This window comes from Mucilaginibacter metallidurans, from assembly GCF_003286435.2.
GTDB lineage: Bacteria > Bacteroidota > Bacteroidia > Sphingobacteriales > Sphingobacteriaceae > Mucilaginibacter > Mucilaginibacter gossypii.
Genome location: NZ_CP043449.1, coordinates 6,627,213 through 6,642,893 on the forward strand (window position 1 = coordinate 6,627,213; position 15,681 = coordinate 6,642,893).

General features: G+C 43.7%; 12 protein-coding genes. 8 read left to right on the forward strand and 4 right to left on the reverse strand.

Features of this window, described 5'->3' with window-relative positions:
• Window positions 1-30 precede the first annotated feature (30 nt).
• The 3 genes from tkt to DIU38_RS28500 all read right to left on the reverse strand — a co-directional run bounded on the left by tkt (window position 31) and on the right by DIU38_RS28500 (window position 5,456).
• The gene (gene tkt, locus DIU38_RS28490) at window positions 31-2,034 is read right to left on the reverse strand and encodes a transketolase (RefSeq protein ID WP_112653383.1); all 2,004 of its coding nucleotides are present in this window, start codon (window positions 2,032-2,034) and stop codon (window positions 31-33) included.
• Window positions 2,035-2,072: 38 nt separating this feature from the next.
• Window positions 2,073-2,828, reverse strand: a complete 756-nt coding sequence (locus tag DIU38_RS28495) for an ROK family protein (RefSeq protein WP_112653382.1) — start codon at window positions 2,826-2,828, stop codon at window positions 2,073-2,075.
• A 243-nt stretch (window positions 2,829-3,071) separates the two neighbouring features.
• A complete protein-coding gene (locus tag DIU38_RS28500) occupies window positions 3,072-5,456 on the reverse strand; it encodes an alpha-L-rhamnosidase-related protein (protein WP_112653381.1) in 2,385 nt (794 codons plus the stop codon).
• 153 nt (window positions 5,457-5,609) lie between these two features.
• On the opposite strand from DIU38_RS28500, the gene DIU38_RS28505 reads away from it, so the two are divergent.
• From DIU38_RS28505 to DIU38_RS28540, 8 genes are all read left to right on the forward strand, one after another.
• Window positions 5,610-8,012 carry a DUF2339 domain-containing protein gene (locus DIU38_RS28505; RefSeq protein ID WP_112653380.1) on the forward strand — a complete coding sequence of 801 codons (2,403 nt, stop codon included), beginning with the start codon at window positions 5,610-5,612 and terminating at the stop codon, window positions 8,010-8,012.
• The gene (locus DIU38_RS28510) at window positions 8,005-9,222 is read left to right on the forward strand and encodes a hypothetical protein (RefSeq protein ID WP_167516305.1); all 1,218 of its coding nucleotides are present in this window, start codon (window positions 8,005-8,007) and stop codon (window positions 9,220-9,222) included. Before DIU38_RS28505 ends, DIU38_RS28510 begins: the two co-directional genes overlap by 8 nt.
• A gap of 182 nt (window positions 9,223-9,404) precedes the next feature.
• On the forward strand, window positions 9,405-10,034 hold the full coding sequence (locus DIU38_RS28515) for a SprT-like domain-containing protein (protein WP_112653378.1): 630 nt from the start codon (window positions 9,405-9,407) through the stop codon (window positions 10,032-10,034).
• A gap of 211 nt (window positions 10,035-10,245) precedes the next feature.
• The gene (locus DIU38_RS28520) at window positions 10,246-10,884 is read left to right on the forward strand and encodes an MBL fold metallo-hydrolase (protein ID WP_112653377.1); all 639 of its coding nucleotides are present in this window, start codon (window positions 10,246-10,248) and stop codon (window positions 10,882-10,884) included.
• A gap of 61 nt (window positions 10,885-10,945) precedes the next feature.
• Entirely contained in the window at window positions 10,946-12,172 is a 1,227-nt protein-coding gene (locus DIU38_RS28525) for an FtsX-like permease family protein (RefSeq protein WP_112653376.1), read from the forward strand.
• Window positions 12,173-12,187: 15 nt separating this feature from the next.
• The gene (locus DIU38_RS28530; RefSeq protein ID WP_112653391.1) at window positions 12,188-12,553 is read left to right on the forward strand and encodes a hypothetical protein; all 366 of its coding nucleotides are present in this window, start codon (window positions 12,188-12,190) and stop codon (window positions 12,551-12,553) included.
• Between the two features lie 99 nt (window positions 12,554-12,652).
• Entirely contained in the window at window positions 12,653-13,033 is a 381-nt protein-coding gene (gene rbfA, locus DIU38_RS28535; RefSeq protein WP_112653375.1) for a 30S ribosome-binding factor RbfA, read from the forward strand.
• 6 nt (window positions 13,034-13,039) lie between these two features.
• Window positions 13,040-13,747, forward strand: a complete 708-nt coding sequence (locus DIU38_RS28540) for a peptidoglycan DD-metalloendopeptidase family protein (protein WP_112653374.1) — start codon at window positions 13,040-13,042, stop codon at window positions 13,745-13,747.
• Between the two features lie 156 nt (window positions 13,748-13,903).
• Here the strand turns inward: DIU38_RS28540 and bshC are convergent, their stop codons facing one another.
• A complete protein-coding gene (gene bshC / locus DIU38_RS28545) occupies window positions 13,904-15,520 on the reverse strand; it encodes a bacillithiol biosynthesis cysteine-adding enzyme BshC (protein ID WP_112653373.1) in 1,617 nt (538 codons plus the stop codon).
• Window positions 15,521-15,681: the final 161 nt, after the last annotated feature.

Here is a 15,681-nt window from a genome sequence, read left to right on the forward strand (position 1 = left end):
ATCTCAAATCTCACATCTAATATCTCAAATCTATAACAGAGCTTTCGCTTTTTTTACAACGTTATCAACAGTAAAGCCGAAGTGTTTGTAAAGGTCTTCGGCAGGGGCCGATTCACCAAAGGTGGTCATGCCCAGCATATCGCCTTCGTCAGTGATATATTTGTGCCAGCCCATTGGTGATGCCATTTCAACCGCCAAACGTTTTTTACTTGCTTTAGGGAATACTGATTCTTTGTAAGCCGCATCCTGTTTTTCAAACAATTCCCATGATGGCATACTTACCACGCGGGTTGAAATGCCTTCAGCTTCCAGTTTTTCCTGTGCCTGCATAATTAAGGCTACTTCAGATCCGGTAGCGATCAGGATCAGATCCGGGCCTTTGCTGCCTTCTGAAAGGATATAAGCACCTTTTTCCAGGTTTTCGGCTTTGCCATATTTATCCTGGTCAAGGATAGGTAGGCCCTGGCGGGTGAAGATCAGCACAGTTGGGCCGCCTTTTTTCTCGATGGCAACACGCCATGCATGCGCGCTTTCGTTGGCATCAGCCGGGCGGATCACGGTTAAGTTTGGGATCGAACGTAAAGAAGCCAATTGCTCAATAGGCTGGTGAGTAGTACCATCCTCGCCCAAACCAATACTATCATGCGTATAAACAAAAATCGGGTTTATTTTCATGATGGCCGCCAGGCGGATTGGCGGGCGCATATATTCAGAGAACATCAGGAAGGTAGCACCAAACGGCAACACACCTTTGGTTAAAGCCATACCGTTTAATGCAGAACCCATGGCATGCTCACGGATTCCGAAGTGGAAGTTGCGTCCTGCACGGTTTTCTGATGTAAACGAATCGTACTCTTTCAGGTTAGTTTCGGTTGATGGGGCAAGGTCGGCCGCGCCGCCAATAAGGTTTGGCAATGCCGGCGCAATAGCGTTTAATACTTTGCCTGAGGCCTGGCGGGTTGCCATTTTAGGGTCGGAACCTTTAAATACAGGCAATTTATCTTTCCAGCCTGCAGGTAGTTCGCCTTTCGCGGCAGCTTCGTATTCGGCGGCTAATTCAGGAAATTTTGCTTTATAATCTGCAAATAATTTGTTCCATTTTTCTTCAACTGCAGCGCCGCGTGCACCTTTTTTGTGATAGTAATCCAGCACCTCGTCGGGTACGTTGAATGATTTTTCAGGATCAAAACCGAAGAACTGTTTTACCAGTTTAATTTCGTCGGCGCCAAGCGGTGAACCATGTGAACCTGCAGTGCCCGATTTATTAGGGCTACCATAGGCAATCAGCGAGCGAACGCGGATAAATGATGGTTTCTGAGTTTCGGCTTTGGCATTGATCAAAGCCAGCTCAAGCGCGTGGGTATCGTTTACGTCAGTAAGGTCCTGCACGTGCCAGCCGTATGCGCGAAAACGGGCGCTTACATCCTCGTTAAAAGCAATATCGGTGCTGCCTTCAATAGAGATGTGGTTGTCATCATATAAATAGATCAGGTTACCCAATTGCAGGTGACCAGCCAATGATGCCGCTTCTGAAGTTACACCCTCCATCAAGTCGCCATCGCTGCAGATGGTGTAAATATTGTAGTTGAACAGCTCAAAACCAGGTTTGTTGTAACGGGCAGCCAGGTGTTTTTGAGCAATGGCAAAGCCCACAGCATTGGCAAAGCCCTGTCCCAGCGGACCGGTAGTTACTTCAATGCCCGGAGCCAAACCATATTCAGGGTGACCGGCCGTTTTGCTGTTTAGCTGGCGAAACTGTTTAATGTCATCTAACGAAAGATCATAGCCCATTAAATATAAAAAGTTGTACTGTAAAATACAAGCGTGGCCCGCCGAAAGGATAAACCTGTCGCGGTTTGCCCAATCAGGGTTTTTAGGGTTGTAATTTAAAAACTTTGTCCATAAAACGTGGCCCATTGGTGCCAGCGCCATAGCTGTACCAGGGTGGCCTGAGTTTGCTTTTTGCACAGCATCGGCTGCCAATACCCTTACGGTATCAATCGCCAATTTTTCTATGTCTTGTTGGTTTTCCATTTTGTTATCAGGTATTGTAGTTAGTGTTAGTTTTTAATTTACTCGGTAGGTGTTGCAATTTTGCGCTTGGTTTTACTTTCGTCCTCACTGAGCCAAAGCCTCGCGCCGCCTTTGATACCATCGGCATTGGTAACTATCTTCATATTTTTGTCGAGCTTAAAGGTAAGCTCATCTGAATTGCCGCCGCCAATGTATAAAGTATCGTAATTGAATACAGTTTTCAATATTTTGAAAACCTTTTTCATGCGTTTGTTCCATTTCTCTTTGCCTTCTTTCTCCAAAGCCTTCTCGCCGATATAGTTATCATAGGTAATACCTTCTTTTATCGGAAGGTGCGCCAGCTCAAAGTGGGGCAATAAATGACCATCCATTAACAAAGCAGTACCAAAACCTGTGCCCAGGGTTATCACCATTTCAAGACCTTTCCCGGCAACTACGCCAAGGCCCTGCATATCGGCATCGTTTACCACCTGTGTTGGTTTGCCTAATGCTTTTTCCAGTTTTTTGCTTAAATCAACGTCGGTCCAGTATTCGGTACCAAGATTTGGCGCGGTTTTAACAACTCCGTTTTTTACATAACCCGGAAAACCGACCGATATTTTATCATATGCCGGAAAATCCTTCACAAGGGTGTTGATAGCTTTTATAACGTTTTCGGGATTTGCAGGAGCGGGGGTAGGTATCTTGTCGTACTCCATTTTTAAATCCCCTTTTTTATTCAGGATAGTGGCTTTAATGTGTGATCCACCGATATCGATTGAGAGAACCCTTAGTTGGGATGGTGTTTTTTTCATTTAGCGTAATTTATTTAGCTGGTTAGCAATTTGGTGAAACCCTTAGTTCCCAGCGCATAAATATCACATTTTAATAATATCAAATTGTTAAATAATGCGATAAAATCAATTTATCCCATTGAAGCAACAAAGGTAAAGTTAGCGTTGCTTTTATTTAACGAGTCAATTTTTAAAAGTATTTTACTTATGCGTGGCAAAATCAGTGCAATTAAGGTAAAATGTAAATACCCCCGGTTATTTTTCTCAAATGCTTAAACTGTTATTACCTGTTTTAAGTGTAAAAGTTTTCCCTTTCCACACAAAAATGCCTGATGTGTTTTTGGGGAGCACTATGTTAATACTCCATTTTCCTTTATCGAACACGTATTTGGCATAAACTTTTCCGTTAGGGTGGGGCACTTCACCGTTGATATTTCTGATCTGGCCCAAATGCGGCTCAATTTTTATTTTGCTGAAACCCGGCGCATACGTATCCACACCTAAAATGGTACGGTAAAATTCAATGTTTGGACTTGCACCCCAGGCATGACAATCGGAACGGTTGTGATCCAGGTCGGAGATTTCGGCCCAGGTGGTTAAGCCCATTTTGATATTATCCCGCCAGATGTTGAGCCAGTTTAAGTAATCATCGCCCAAACCACCCTTAACCATGGCCTGATGCAGGTAGTATTTAAAGTAGATGGTGCATTTGGTGAGCGTACTATCATTCAATAATTTTAGGCTGATATCATGTGCGGTCGCGCTATTTACCATACCCGCTAATACAGCTATGGAGTTGGTATGCTGAGAAAATAGTTGTTTATCCTCGGTATCGGCATAAAGTTTTTTGCCAGAATCCCAGTATTTACTTTGGATAGCGGTTTTTAATTGCGCTGCTTTGGCCTTGTACATTGTAGCAAACGCGGGCATTCCCATTTTTGCTTCTATTTCGGCGGCCTGCCGATAGGCCCACATCAACTGCAAATCTAATATAGCCGAAGTGCCTTTGGCGCTTTTAGGGGCCTGGCCAAAATCCCAGCCTTTGTCATTAACCCAGTCAACAAATGTCCAGTAGGGTGTATCTTTTAAGGAGCCATCGGCTTGCTGATATTTGCTGAAAAAGTTGAGCACATCGCGCATGCCTGGCAGCTTGTCTTTAATAAATAAACTATCGGGCCGGTACATCCAGTAATCATGCAGCATCCCGATATACCACAACGAAAAAGTGGAAATGATTTGCGGTGAGAACGAAGGGTGACGGCTTAGCGTGATCCCTTCGGCCAGGCGGGAATGATCCATCTGGTTGATGGCGTTGCGCACCAGGCGGTCATCGCCGCTATTATAAAAAGATACCAGCGCCTGGATGCGGGTATCGCCAACATATTGCAGCTGTTCATAGTAAGGGCAGTCGGTATAGGTTTCACCGGCGCAAAGGCGGGCGGTGCGCCAGCCAATATCCAGCATCTGCTGCATTTCGGGGTTGGAAGTTTCCAGTTTGGCATTCATTTTAAACGGATACCCGGTAAACGTTCCGTAAATATCATCGATAATTAATGGTTCATCTTTGGTGGTTATTTTCACTTCGATGTACCTGAATGTGCGCCATGTTAAAGTAGTGAACGAGTTACCGGTAGCTCCATCGGAGATGATACTATCCCGCCGGCCGACAAAGATTTTTCCATCAACATCATTCCGGTTGCCTTTAACAGTACCCTCCGGGCCGGTAAGCGCTTTAAACAACGATTCGGTATAGCTAATGCCGATACCTGCATTTTTTCCCTTGCTAAAATTGAGTGTTAAAAACGCGTTAGTAAGATACGTTTGGTCGAGTATCAGGGTAGCCGAAGTATTAGCCGGGATAGTGACCACAGTTTTGCTTGCCGGGAATGAGGGTGGAACAGTTATGCCATCCGCCTTTCTTAAAACCGGAATCCTTTGATTGGTCATTTCCATAGCAGGAATTGACGATGGCACCAGCATCCAGCCAAAAGCATTGGTTACGCCTTTGGGGTTTCCATTGTCAATACGCACAGCGTTTTTCCAGTTACTGTCATCAAGTCCGGCGGTATTCCAATCTTTTACCGATTGGTTTAGATCCACCCGTTCGCCCGGCCCCGCAACGTAATAAGGATGCCAGCCTATACCGGTGATAGGCTGAAAAGATTTATCGCGGATGCCTTTCCAGGTTTTATTGGTATTGATGATTTCTTCATTGGGCGTATCGCCCTGCATAATGAAACCTGTTTGCAGCGAGATCTGCGCTTCGGGGCGATAATCGCCATCATTCCAAACTACAGCGGCAATGAGGTTTTTGCCCGGCTGAAGATATGGCGCCAGATCAACCGTTTCATAATTCCAGTAATAGGTATCTCCGCGGGCGGGGCCTAACGAAACCAAAGTTTGGTTAACGTATAGTTTATAACGATTATCTGCCGATATATGAACGACGAAGGAAGCAGGCTTAGCTGAAAGTTCAATGCTTTTCCTGAAGTAATAAACGCCATATTCTTTTAATGATTCCTGTGGAACAGTGATCCACGATGCTTTCCACTGGTGTTTTAAAAGCGCCGGACTGATGGTTTGCGCATAGGTGGATGCTGTAATAAAAAGAAAACACAAAAAAAAGTAACGTTTAAAAGATGTCTTCATGAAATAGGGTGGTTTATAGGTGATCGGTATTTGCCTGCACAGCTAAATTACAATTAAAGCTTTAATTTATATGCAATATGCCTATTGACGGGCAGGCCTGATAGTGGAATATTTCATAATTCCGTTATCTTTATTTTTTACAAACCTAAAACTATGGATGTATTAGCCGTCTTTTTATTAGTGGTGATCATTATAATAATGCTGAACCACAAGGGCAGTTTAAACAATAAGATCAAAGAACTTGAATTTAGAATATTTGAATTAAAAGGTATTATTGAACAGCTTAAGATAACCCGGCCGGGTGCTGAAGATGTCAAAAAAGCAGAAGAACGGGCACCTGCAAGCGTTTCGCCTCCTGCGCCTGTTATACCACAACCCCCTGTTGAAAAACCGAAAGCACATGTTGAAGCGGAGATAAAACCAGATCCTATCACGCCTCCTAAAATTGAAAGGCAGCCGGAAGTTATTGAAGACAGCCAATCAATTATCAATCGCCCGATAAAAACACGCGATTTTGGGCCTACAAAACCGGTTGAACCAAGGCTTTCATTCTTTGAGCGCCATCCCGACCTGGAAAAATTCATCGGCGAAAATCTCATCAATAAAATAGGCATAGCCATCCTGGTGCTGGCCATTGGCTTCTTTGTAAAATATGCTATCGATAACGATTGGATAGGCTTAGTAGGCCGCGTGGGTATAGGCATTGTTTGCGGTGGTATTTTAATTGCTGTTGCACATGCGCTGCGTAATAGTTATAAGGCCTTTAGCTCGGTGCTGGTAGGCGGCGGATTGGCCGTGTTTTATTTTACCATAACATTGGCATTTCAGCAGTTTCACCTGTTTAACCAAACCACGGCGTTCATCATTTTAATTGTGATTACCGTTTTTGCGGTGCTGCTTTCCTTATTATATGATAAGCAGGAACTGGCCGTAATTGCTTTGGTTGGCGGGTTTGCCAGTCCGTTTATGGTGAGCAACGGAAGCGCCAACTATAACGGCCTGTTTATTTATCTGCTGATATTAAATACCGGGCTGCTCATCATTGCGTACTATAAAGCATGGAGGGTGCTTAACATTGTTTCGTTTGGTTTTACGGTAATTGTTTTTTCAACGGTGCTGTATACACTTACACCTCCCACCTACCATTTCGGCTTTATTTATGCCAGCATTTTTTACGCGCTTTACTTTGTTATCAACATAGCCAACAACGTACGCGAAAACAAAAAATTCATTGCTTCCGATTTCAGCATCTTGCTTCTTAATACCGGGTTATATTTTGCTACCGGCCTGTACCTGTTAACCATGATGCATGATGAGCAATACCGCGGCTTGTTTTGTATTTGCCTGGCTGTGGTAAACCTGGTGCTTTCATACGTCCTGTTCCGCAATCGTAAGGTGGATACCAATATATTGTACCTGCTTATCGGCATTACACTCACGTTTATTTCGCTGGCTGCCCCTATTCAGTTGCACGGCAATAACATCACCATTTTCTGGGCTTCAGAAACGGTGCTGCTTTATTGGCTATACCTGCGCTCGGGCATCCAGCTCATGAAATATACAGCTGTGTTTTTATGGATAGCCATGTTGCTGAGCTTGTTAATGGATCTGTTCCAAACGTATGGTAACTACAGTTTGAGTTTGACCATAATTGCCAATAAGGGTTTCATCACTACGCTATTTGCTGCTGCGAGTTCATTTTTGCTTTCGGCATTGGTTAAAAAGGACTCAACCAAGCTGCAGCACACCAATATTTTTACTGAGCAGCTTTTCGGGGTAGCCGCGCTTGTGCTTTTATTTTTAAGCGGTCTGCTGGAAATTAATCACCAGTTCCTGAACCACTACCCGGATACCAACCTTAATATTTTATATGCGATGGTGTATACGCCTGTGTTTGTATTTATCTACTATACGTCATCGCCCAAAATACAGGTTATCAATTTTAGCAACTACACAAAATTTGTGATACTGTTCATCTGCCTAATTGTTTATCTATTACTTACACCACAATATTATTCGCTGCAACATTTAATGCTCGAAACTAAGAAGCCGTCAACAAGCCATTTTATGGCACATTGGATAGGTGCTGTATTTATCGGTTTGTTGTTTTACAGGGTGATCCGCCTGTGTCAGCAAAGCTTGAATGAAAGTTTGAAAAAAGTATTTACCTGGGTATTAAGCGCGGGAGTGGTATTGTTTTTAAGCTTTGAAGTAAGCCTGATGAGTAACCTGATATTTTTTAGTAAAGCCAATTCTATCGATCAAATAGAAACCGTGTATGTGAAAACCGGCTTACCCGTATTATGGGGATTGCTTTCCTTTGCGCTGATGTGGCTGGGCATGAGGTATAGATTGCGGGTAATGCGGGTGGCTTCGTTAACGCTGTTCTCGCTTACTTTATTAAAATTATTTTTGTTTGATATTAAAAACATCCCGGTTTGGGGTAAAATAGCTGCTTTCTTTTGTTTGGGAGTACTATTGCTTATTGTGGCATTTATGTACCAGCGAACAGCTAAAAAAACTATTGCCGATGATGAGGCTAAAAAAAATGAATAAGCTAACGCTTTCAACGCTGCTGCTTTGCGGAGTCATATTATCCGCATCGGCACAAAAAAAATTTAAATATAAAGCCGCGCTGCACAAGATTGACAGCACCGGTTTTTACCGTATTGGCCTACAACCCGGTTTGGTAGCGAAAGCCAAACCCGATCTGTCGGACATTCGCATTGCAGACGCGAAAGGCAACTTTGTGCCTTACATCCAGGCGGGTAGTCTCCCGCAAAAAAGCCAGAAAAGTTTTGTTGTTTTCCCGGAGATCAGCAACACGCCCAAGACCGATACCAGTACTGTTTTTATCATAGAAAATAAAACCGGGCTGGTACTCGACCGCCTTTGGATCAGGCTGCAAAACACAGCCGTAAAACGTAAAGTGAACCTGCTGGGCAGCGATGATCTGAAACAGTGGTTTGCCATCCAGGAAGAGATCACCTTGCAGGAAGCTGTACAAAACAGTGAAGGCACCTACCTGCAATCGTTATCCTTCCCGGCGAGTAATTATCGCTATTTAAAAATCCAGGTAAACGATAAAAACAAAAACCCGGTTAAGTTTTTGGAGGCCGGCATTTATACTGAGTACGCATCGACAGCGCAAAGTTACACGCTTGTTGCGCCTTTAAACATCATCCGTGCCGATAGTAATAAAACCACCTTTATCGACATTAAGCTGAACGATAATTACCAGATAAATAAGTTGCACCTGAATATCAGAGCGCCGAGGTATTATAAACGGAGTGTTACCGTTTACCAGTTTGTAAACAATGGCAGGGAGCTCTTGAGCGAAGCCGAACTGTCATCAGATAAAACAACTGATCTGTTAATTGCTGCAAAAGCCAACCACCTGTTAATAGAGATAAGCAACGGCGATAATCAGCCGCTGAGCATCGGCGAGATCAAAGCGTTTCAATCTGACGAATATTTGATCAGCTACCTTGAAGCCAAGCAAAGCTACCAGTTCCTGGTCGGTGATCCTTCGGCTCAGGTACCGGAATATGATCTTAAGTTTTTTGCTGATAGTGTTGGATGGAACGCCCCGGTTATTAAACACGAGGCTGTTGTTAAAAATACCGGCTATGCAGTGGCAGTAAAACCTGCCGGGAAAGATTACACCGGATTGATTTGGGTAGCTATTATTGTTTCGTTAGGGTTGTTGTTGTTGTTGACTTTGAAGATGACCAGGGAGGTGAAGAAAAAAGAGGAGGAAAGATAAAATTTACACCCTTTAATTTAGGATGAGATTGGATGTAGAGGCTTGCCCATCCCGGCAAACTTATACTTTAGAGCAAATAACCGTCATCAGAAACTTAGAGAGTAAATCAAAGTTTTACAAACCATCGACCATGGTTTATGGACTATCAACCACAAATTCTTACATTTGCATTGAGGTAAAAATTGGATAAAGTAAAAGTTTTAGAAAAATATCTACCGGCAGAAGCGGCCCCGCTCATTGCCCGGTGGATTGACTACTTCAAGTGTGAATTTAAAATTTCGCGCAACCGTAACAGTAAATTTGGCGATTACCGTTCACCTTATAGCGGCAAAGGTCACCGTATCTCGGTTAATTACGACCTTAACCCCTACGCTTTCCTGGTAACTACAGTGCACGAGTTTGCACACCTGCATACCTGGAACGAGCATAAGCAAAAAGCCAAACCCCACGGAACAGAATGGAAAAACAATTTCAAAAAAATGATGCAGCCATTTTTTGAAAAAGAGATTTTCCCGGCAGATGTTAAGAAGGCTATCGTAAACTACCTGGATAACCCGGCGGCGTCAAGCTGCTCAGATTTGAACCTGTACCGCTCGCTGCGCAAGTATGATCCTCCCAAAACATCCGAAGCAATTTTAACGGTAGAAAAGATCCCGCTTAAGGCATTGTTTAAGCTAAAGGACGGCAGGGTGTTCCGCAAAGACGAAAAGCTGCGTAAGCGCTTTAAATGTACCGAAGTAGCTACTAAGCGGATCTATCTGTTTAGCCCGGTAGCGGAGGTGGAGTTGATTGAAGGGGCTACGGCGGCGTAGTACTATATAACAATCGTCATTACTGTAGGTACCAAGCAATCCCCGATGTCTTTGCCAAGCAGGTACGTCTTTTTTCATAAGATTATCAAGGCTGACAGTGGGAACATCAGGGTCCTCTAACGAGAGACCCTGATGGGACAGAATGACGGTTATTCACTCACCTCTTTTTCATCTACCAACACCCAATCAATTTATTCCGTACTTTTACCGCATGGCAAAAGTTATATCATTTGTAAATAACCCTTACCAGGAAAACACTTATATTTTGTATGATGAAACCGGCGAATGCGTGATCATCGATCCGGGCATGTATACTGCACCAGAGCAAAACACCGTGGTTGGCTTTATCAAAAACAATAACCTCAAGCCTGTTATGCTGCTCAACACCCATTGCCATATCGATCATGTGCTGGGCAATAAATTTGTATTCGAACAGTATGGCCTTAAGCCCCGTTTCCACGTTGGCGAGTCGGAAGTATTGGCTGCTGTGGTAGCTTATGCGCCATCTATGGGCTTCCGTTACGATGTATCACCTATGCCTGATGAATTTTTGCCCGAAACCGGCACCATTCACTTTGGCAACACTACGCTGCATTTAATATTTGCACCCGGCCATTCGCCTGCTCACTTGTGTTTTTATGATAAAGAGGCTAAGATCCTGATAGGGGGCGACGTACTGTTCAGGAATAGTATCGGCCGTACAGATTTACCCGGCGGTAACTTTACTCAGCTTATAGATAATATCGAAACCAAGCTGTTTACCCTGCCCGATGATGTTACCGTTTATCCTGGCCACGGCCCCGAAACAACCATCGGCTACGAAAAACAAAACAATCCGTTTTTAACTTAGTTAACATCATAGTGACGTTTTACTGAGCATAAGCAAACCTGAACGCATAATTCCCACACAATTGAACACCTCCATTTACATAGCAAAGCGTTACCTGTTCTCGGGCAAAAAAATGCATGCTATCAATATTATTTCGGGTATATCCATGTTGGGGGTGCTCATTGGCAGCGCGGCATTGCTTATCATTCTTTCGGTGTTCAATGGTTTTGAAAAAGTTATCCTTTCGTTATACAGCAACTTTACGCCCGAAATAAAGATAGAAGCTAAGCTTGGCAAAACCTTCAATCCCAATACACCTTACTTTGCTTCCCTGCATAAAGATGCGCGCGTGTTTTCATTTACCGAAGTATTGCAGGAAAAAGCCCTGATTAAATATGGAGATAAACCATTTTTAGGTACCGTAATGGGCGTGAGCGATGATTTTTTGAAAAACAGCCAGCTCGATAGTACCATAGCCAGCGGCTCATTCACGCTTAAAAGCGGCGATCAAAATTTTGCTGTTATTGGCGCTACCATACAGGGGAGCTTAGGTATTAATGTTCATGACGAGCTTTCGCCCATGCAGATCTATTCACCGCGGCGCGGTGCGGAAAATTCGGCTAATCCTTTAAATGAATTTGTTGTACGCAGCATTAACCCATCAGGAGTGTTTGCCATACAGCAGGAATTTGATGATATAGCTGTAACCCCCATTGAGTTTGCCCGCGACCTGCTTGACCAGCCGGTAAATGTTTCTTCACTACAGCTTAATTTTAAGCGCGGCACCAATATCGATGCCATGCAAAAAGACATCCAGGATAAAATAGGGAATGATTTTACAGTAAAAAACCGCAAGGAACAAAACAGCGAACTTTACAAAACCCTTAATTACGAAAGCTGGGCGGTTTATATGATCCTTACCTTTGTGCTTATCATCGCAATATTTAATATCATTGGCTCGTTAACCATGCTGGTTATTGATAAGCGCAAGGACATAGCCATTTTAAGCGGGCTGGGCGCCAATAAAAATATGATCCAGGGGATTTTCTTTTTTGAGGGAATGATGATCACCGCTATTGGCTGTATTATCGGCATAACGCTGGGCACCATTTTTTGCCTGCTGCAGCAGCATTACGGATGGATAAAAATGGGGGCCAAAATGTCGGTGTTAGACTCGTATCCTATCGACCTTAAAATTAAGGATTTTGGCCTGGTACTGCTAACCGTTGGCGGCATTTCGGTAATAGCTGCCGGCATCAGTGCCCGTTTAAGTATTAAAGGATTGGATGAAATCAAACAGGATTTGTAAATTTGTTAAATGGGTATGAGGTATATCAAAATTTTTGTTTTGCTGCTTGTTGTTATTGCTGTTTACGCATGTAATAATGATGCCCATAAAAAAGACGGGGTTACGCTTTATAAAGGCTTGTACAGCGCGGGGCCCGAAATTAAATCATTTAAAGATTGCGATAGCGGCCAGGAGTTTTGGGCTGTTGACAGTTCGGCTCAGTTGGAGCTTCAGTATTCCCAACTCAATTTCGAAAAACCCTACGAACCGGTTTACGTGGAAGTTGAAGGAATCAAATCAAAATCGGGCGATGCTGGCCGCGGGTCTGAATATGACAGTACCCTCGTTGTAAAAAAAGTAGTAAAAATAACCAAAGAGATCCCGCAGGACGTATGTAATTAACCCCCTGCTGCCATTGTTAATAAAAGCCTAAAACAATAACTTAGGCTTTTGCATTAAGCATTAAACACTCATCTGCCTTATCGGCGTAACTAACAACCCATGGAATCAAAACGTCAGCAAAAATTTGCCGGAGTAATACAGGAAGACCTTGCAGCTATTTTTCAGCGCGAAGGCATGAATTATTTGCCTAATACACTGGTAACCATAACCAAGGTACGTGTAACGCCCGATTTGGCCATAGCCCGTATATTTTTAAGCTTTTTGGGCAATCCTAATGTGCAAACCGCTTTGCATACCATCAAATCGCACGCTTCGGAAATCAGGTACAAACTGGGCGCCCGCATCAAAGACCAGGTAAGGATCATTCCGCAGCTTGAGTTTTTTGTTGATGATACCAGCGAATACGTTGAGCGTATGGACAAGATCTTTGATAAGATCAGTAAAGAGGAACGCCAGCCCGATACCGAAGAAAACTTATAACCACTGATGGACCGGCACACGCTGTTTGCTAATTACGTTAACAATCATTCCGAAGCCATTGGCAAAGTGGTTGATTTTGATGCAGATCATGACCGCCTTTATCATTTTGACCTTACCGCCGCCAATAAGGAATTGACGGCTGAGGTTATTAACAAGCCGTGGATGTTTAGCCAGTTAGTAAACGAAAAGCTGCATGACAACAATTGCCGTTACGGTATTGGCGGGTATATGGAACACCGTACCATTTATGCTTTTAGCAGTCATTTTGACACAGATGATGAGCCCCGGCGCCTGCATTTGGGCGTCGATATCTGGAGCGATGCCGGAACGCCGGTATATGCCCCTCTTGATGGCATTGTACACAGTTACCAGGATAATAATACCATTGGCGATTACGGCCCAACCATTATTTTACAACACGACCTTGATGGCTTAACACTTTATAGCCTGTACGGGCATTTAAGCCGCAAAAGCCTGAAAGGGCTTTTTAAAGATATGCCTGTGTCTAAAAACAGCCAAATAGCAACCATTGGCAATGCCGATGAAAACGGCCATTGGCCACCGCATTTGCATTTCCAGCTGATGTTTGATATGGAAGGTAAACAGGGCGATTATCCCGGTGTAGCTAAGTTTTCAGAAAAAGAGATCTGGCAGAAGAATATACCTGACCCCGGCTTGATATTGAGGTTTCCGAGGGCGGTGAATGTAGGGTAGGCCCCGTAGAGACGCATAATTGCGTCTTCCCCACAACCCCGCGGCTGGTAAACCTTTTTAGGACGATACATTCGGAAAAGCACAAGTCATCCACGCTTATATCCCCACACAAGACTTGCGCTAAAAAGGGGCTGGGATAACTTTTGCTTCCTGCTGTCATTTTTCCGTTAATACCGTAAACTTAAAATCAAGCGGTTCAAACAGGCGGATAAGCTCATCAATAAAAGTTTGCCCCCATTTTACATACATGAGGCCGAAGTTTTCAGAACGCTCCTGCAGGCTGTCTTTAGGGAAGAGCTCGGCTTTGACAGCGGTTAGCTGCTCCAACCGTACACTGTAATTTCTTTTTTCGGCACGGATCAGCTTCTTTTCAAGGTTATCCATGGCCTTTTTAAGGCGGGCCTGTACAGCCGCAGCTGATGGTGAAAGTGTAGGATCGATTTTGTATGCGCGGAGTTTTATTTTCTCAAAAAGGTTTTCCATTTCGCGCCATTCTTCGGCAATGCTCAGGTTATGGCCGCTGTGCTTTTTGATCCAATAGGTTTGCAGGGCATCGCTTTGTTTAAACAGGTCTATAGCGTCAAGGTTCATACGTTCAACCTTGGCGGCCTGTTCTTTTTTGATCACCAAAGCCGAGTTGCGAAGGATGAGGATAGGGAAATCAATTTTATAATGATCAAAATTGGATTTCAACTCGAGCCAGTAAACTACCTCTGCACCACCACCGATGTAGGCGATGTTTGGTAAAATGCATTCCTGGTATAGCGGGCGCATCACCACATTAGGGCTAAAGCGCTCCGGGTATTCAGCGATTTCCTTTTTTAGTTCGGCTTCAGTAAACCTGATTTCGGTATTGAGCACATGATAGCTGTCATTTTCGAAAACTATCCGCTCGCGAAGCTGATCTTTCAGGTAAAAGAAATTGATCTCGCGTGGGTTAACCTGGATGTGTACACCAAGCTCATGCAGCTTTTGGTTAGTTTCGGTAATGTTTTTAAAACTGTGCTGACCGATGATGTCCTGCTCCATAACAGACGCGAACTCTTTTTTAAACTCATGGTCATCGGCATCGATGATAACTAAACCATATTGTCCGAAAAGTGAATTAACAAGATATCTGGTAGCATCAGCAAGTTTATCAAATTTGGTATAGGCAGTTTCAACAATTTCGGCAAGGTCAGTAGCGTGACCTTCCATGCCTAAAACGCCTTTGTATTGGTTAAGTGCCTGGCGCATGCTCACCGGGTCGATACGACCTGTGGCTCCCGAAGCCTCATACCACCAGTGTACTTTTTTACCGCCAATGTTGGTATAGTTAATCTCGGCAAAGTCGTGGTCTTCGCTGGCCATCCAGTAAACAGGAACAAAATTTTTATCGGGATGGGCGGCTTTTAACTGCTGCGCCAGTTTAATGGCCGTTGCAATTTTATAAAGGAAATATAAAGGTCCGGCGAAGATATTCAACTGGTGGCCGGTTGTAATGGTATAGGTATTGTCCTGCTTTAACAGCTCCAGGTTTTGGGCTGTAAGGGCAGTTGAATAAGTACATAATTTACCCGGCTCTTTGCCTAAACACTCATATTGCTTAGTTAAAACACGTACCAGCACTTCGCGGTCAGCAACTACCTTTTTGTTTTTCAGAAATTCGGCAAAACCGGCCATATCCGGACGGTAACCATAAAAAGGGCGTAGTTCGGGTTTATTGTCGATGTATTCGGCAACTGTGCTTGAAAAAAAACCGGTGTCTTTATAACTTATACAGGATGCGTCCATTTTTCATTTCGGATTTTTCACTTTTTGACTTGCTTTCTATGGTGTTCAAGAAGGCTTCGCCGTTTGAGATGTTCGATTCCGGATTTGGCCTAAAACAAAACATCAGCAAATAAAATTAAATGCTGATGTCGAAATTAGATTATAAATCGCAAATCGCTTTA

Bases quoted from the DNA above. Each gene is read 5' to 3' on its own strand.
- tkt (WP_112653383.1), bottom strand. From the start codon at position 2,034: ATGGAAAACCAACAAGACATAGAAAAATTGGCGATTGATACCGTAAGG.
- DIU38_RS28495 (WP_112653382.1), bottom strand. From the start codon at position 2,828: ATGAAAAAAACACCATCCCAACTAAGGGTTCTCTCAATCGATATCGGT.
- DIU38_RS28500 (WP_112653381.1), bottom strand. From the start codon at position 5,456: ATGAAGACATCTTTTAAACGTTACTTTTTTTTGTGTTTTCTTTTTATT.
- DIU38_RS28505 (WP_112653380.1), top strand. From the start codon at position 5,610: ATGGATGTATTAGCCGTCTTTTTATTAGTGGTGATCATTATAATAATG.
- DIU38_RS28510 (WP_167516305.1), top strand. From the start codon at position 8,005: ATGAATAAGCTAACGCTTTCAACGCTGCTGCTTTGCGGAGTCATATTA.
- DIU38_RS28520 (WP_112653377.1), top strand. From the start codon at position 10,246: ATGGCAAAAGTTATATCATTTGTAAATAACCCTTACCAGGAAAACACT.
- DIU38_RS28530 (WP_112653391.1), top strand. From the start codon at position 12,188: ATGAGGTATATCAAAATTTTTGTTTTGCTGCTTGTTGTTATTGCTGTT.
- rbfA (WP_112653375.1), top strand. From the start codon at position 12,653: ATGGAATCAAAACGTCAGCAAAAATTTGCCGGAGTAATACAGGAAGAC.
- DIU38_RS28540 (WP_112653374.1), top strand. From the start codon at position 13,040: ATGGACCGGCACACGCTGTTTGCTAATTACGTTAACAATCATTCCGAA.
- bshC (WP_112653373.1), bottom strand. From the start codon at position 15,520: ATGGACGCATCCTGTATAAGTTATAAAGACACCGGTTTTTTTTCAAGC.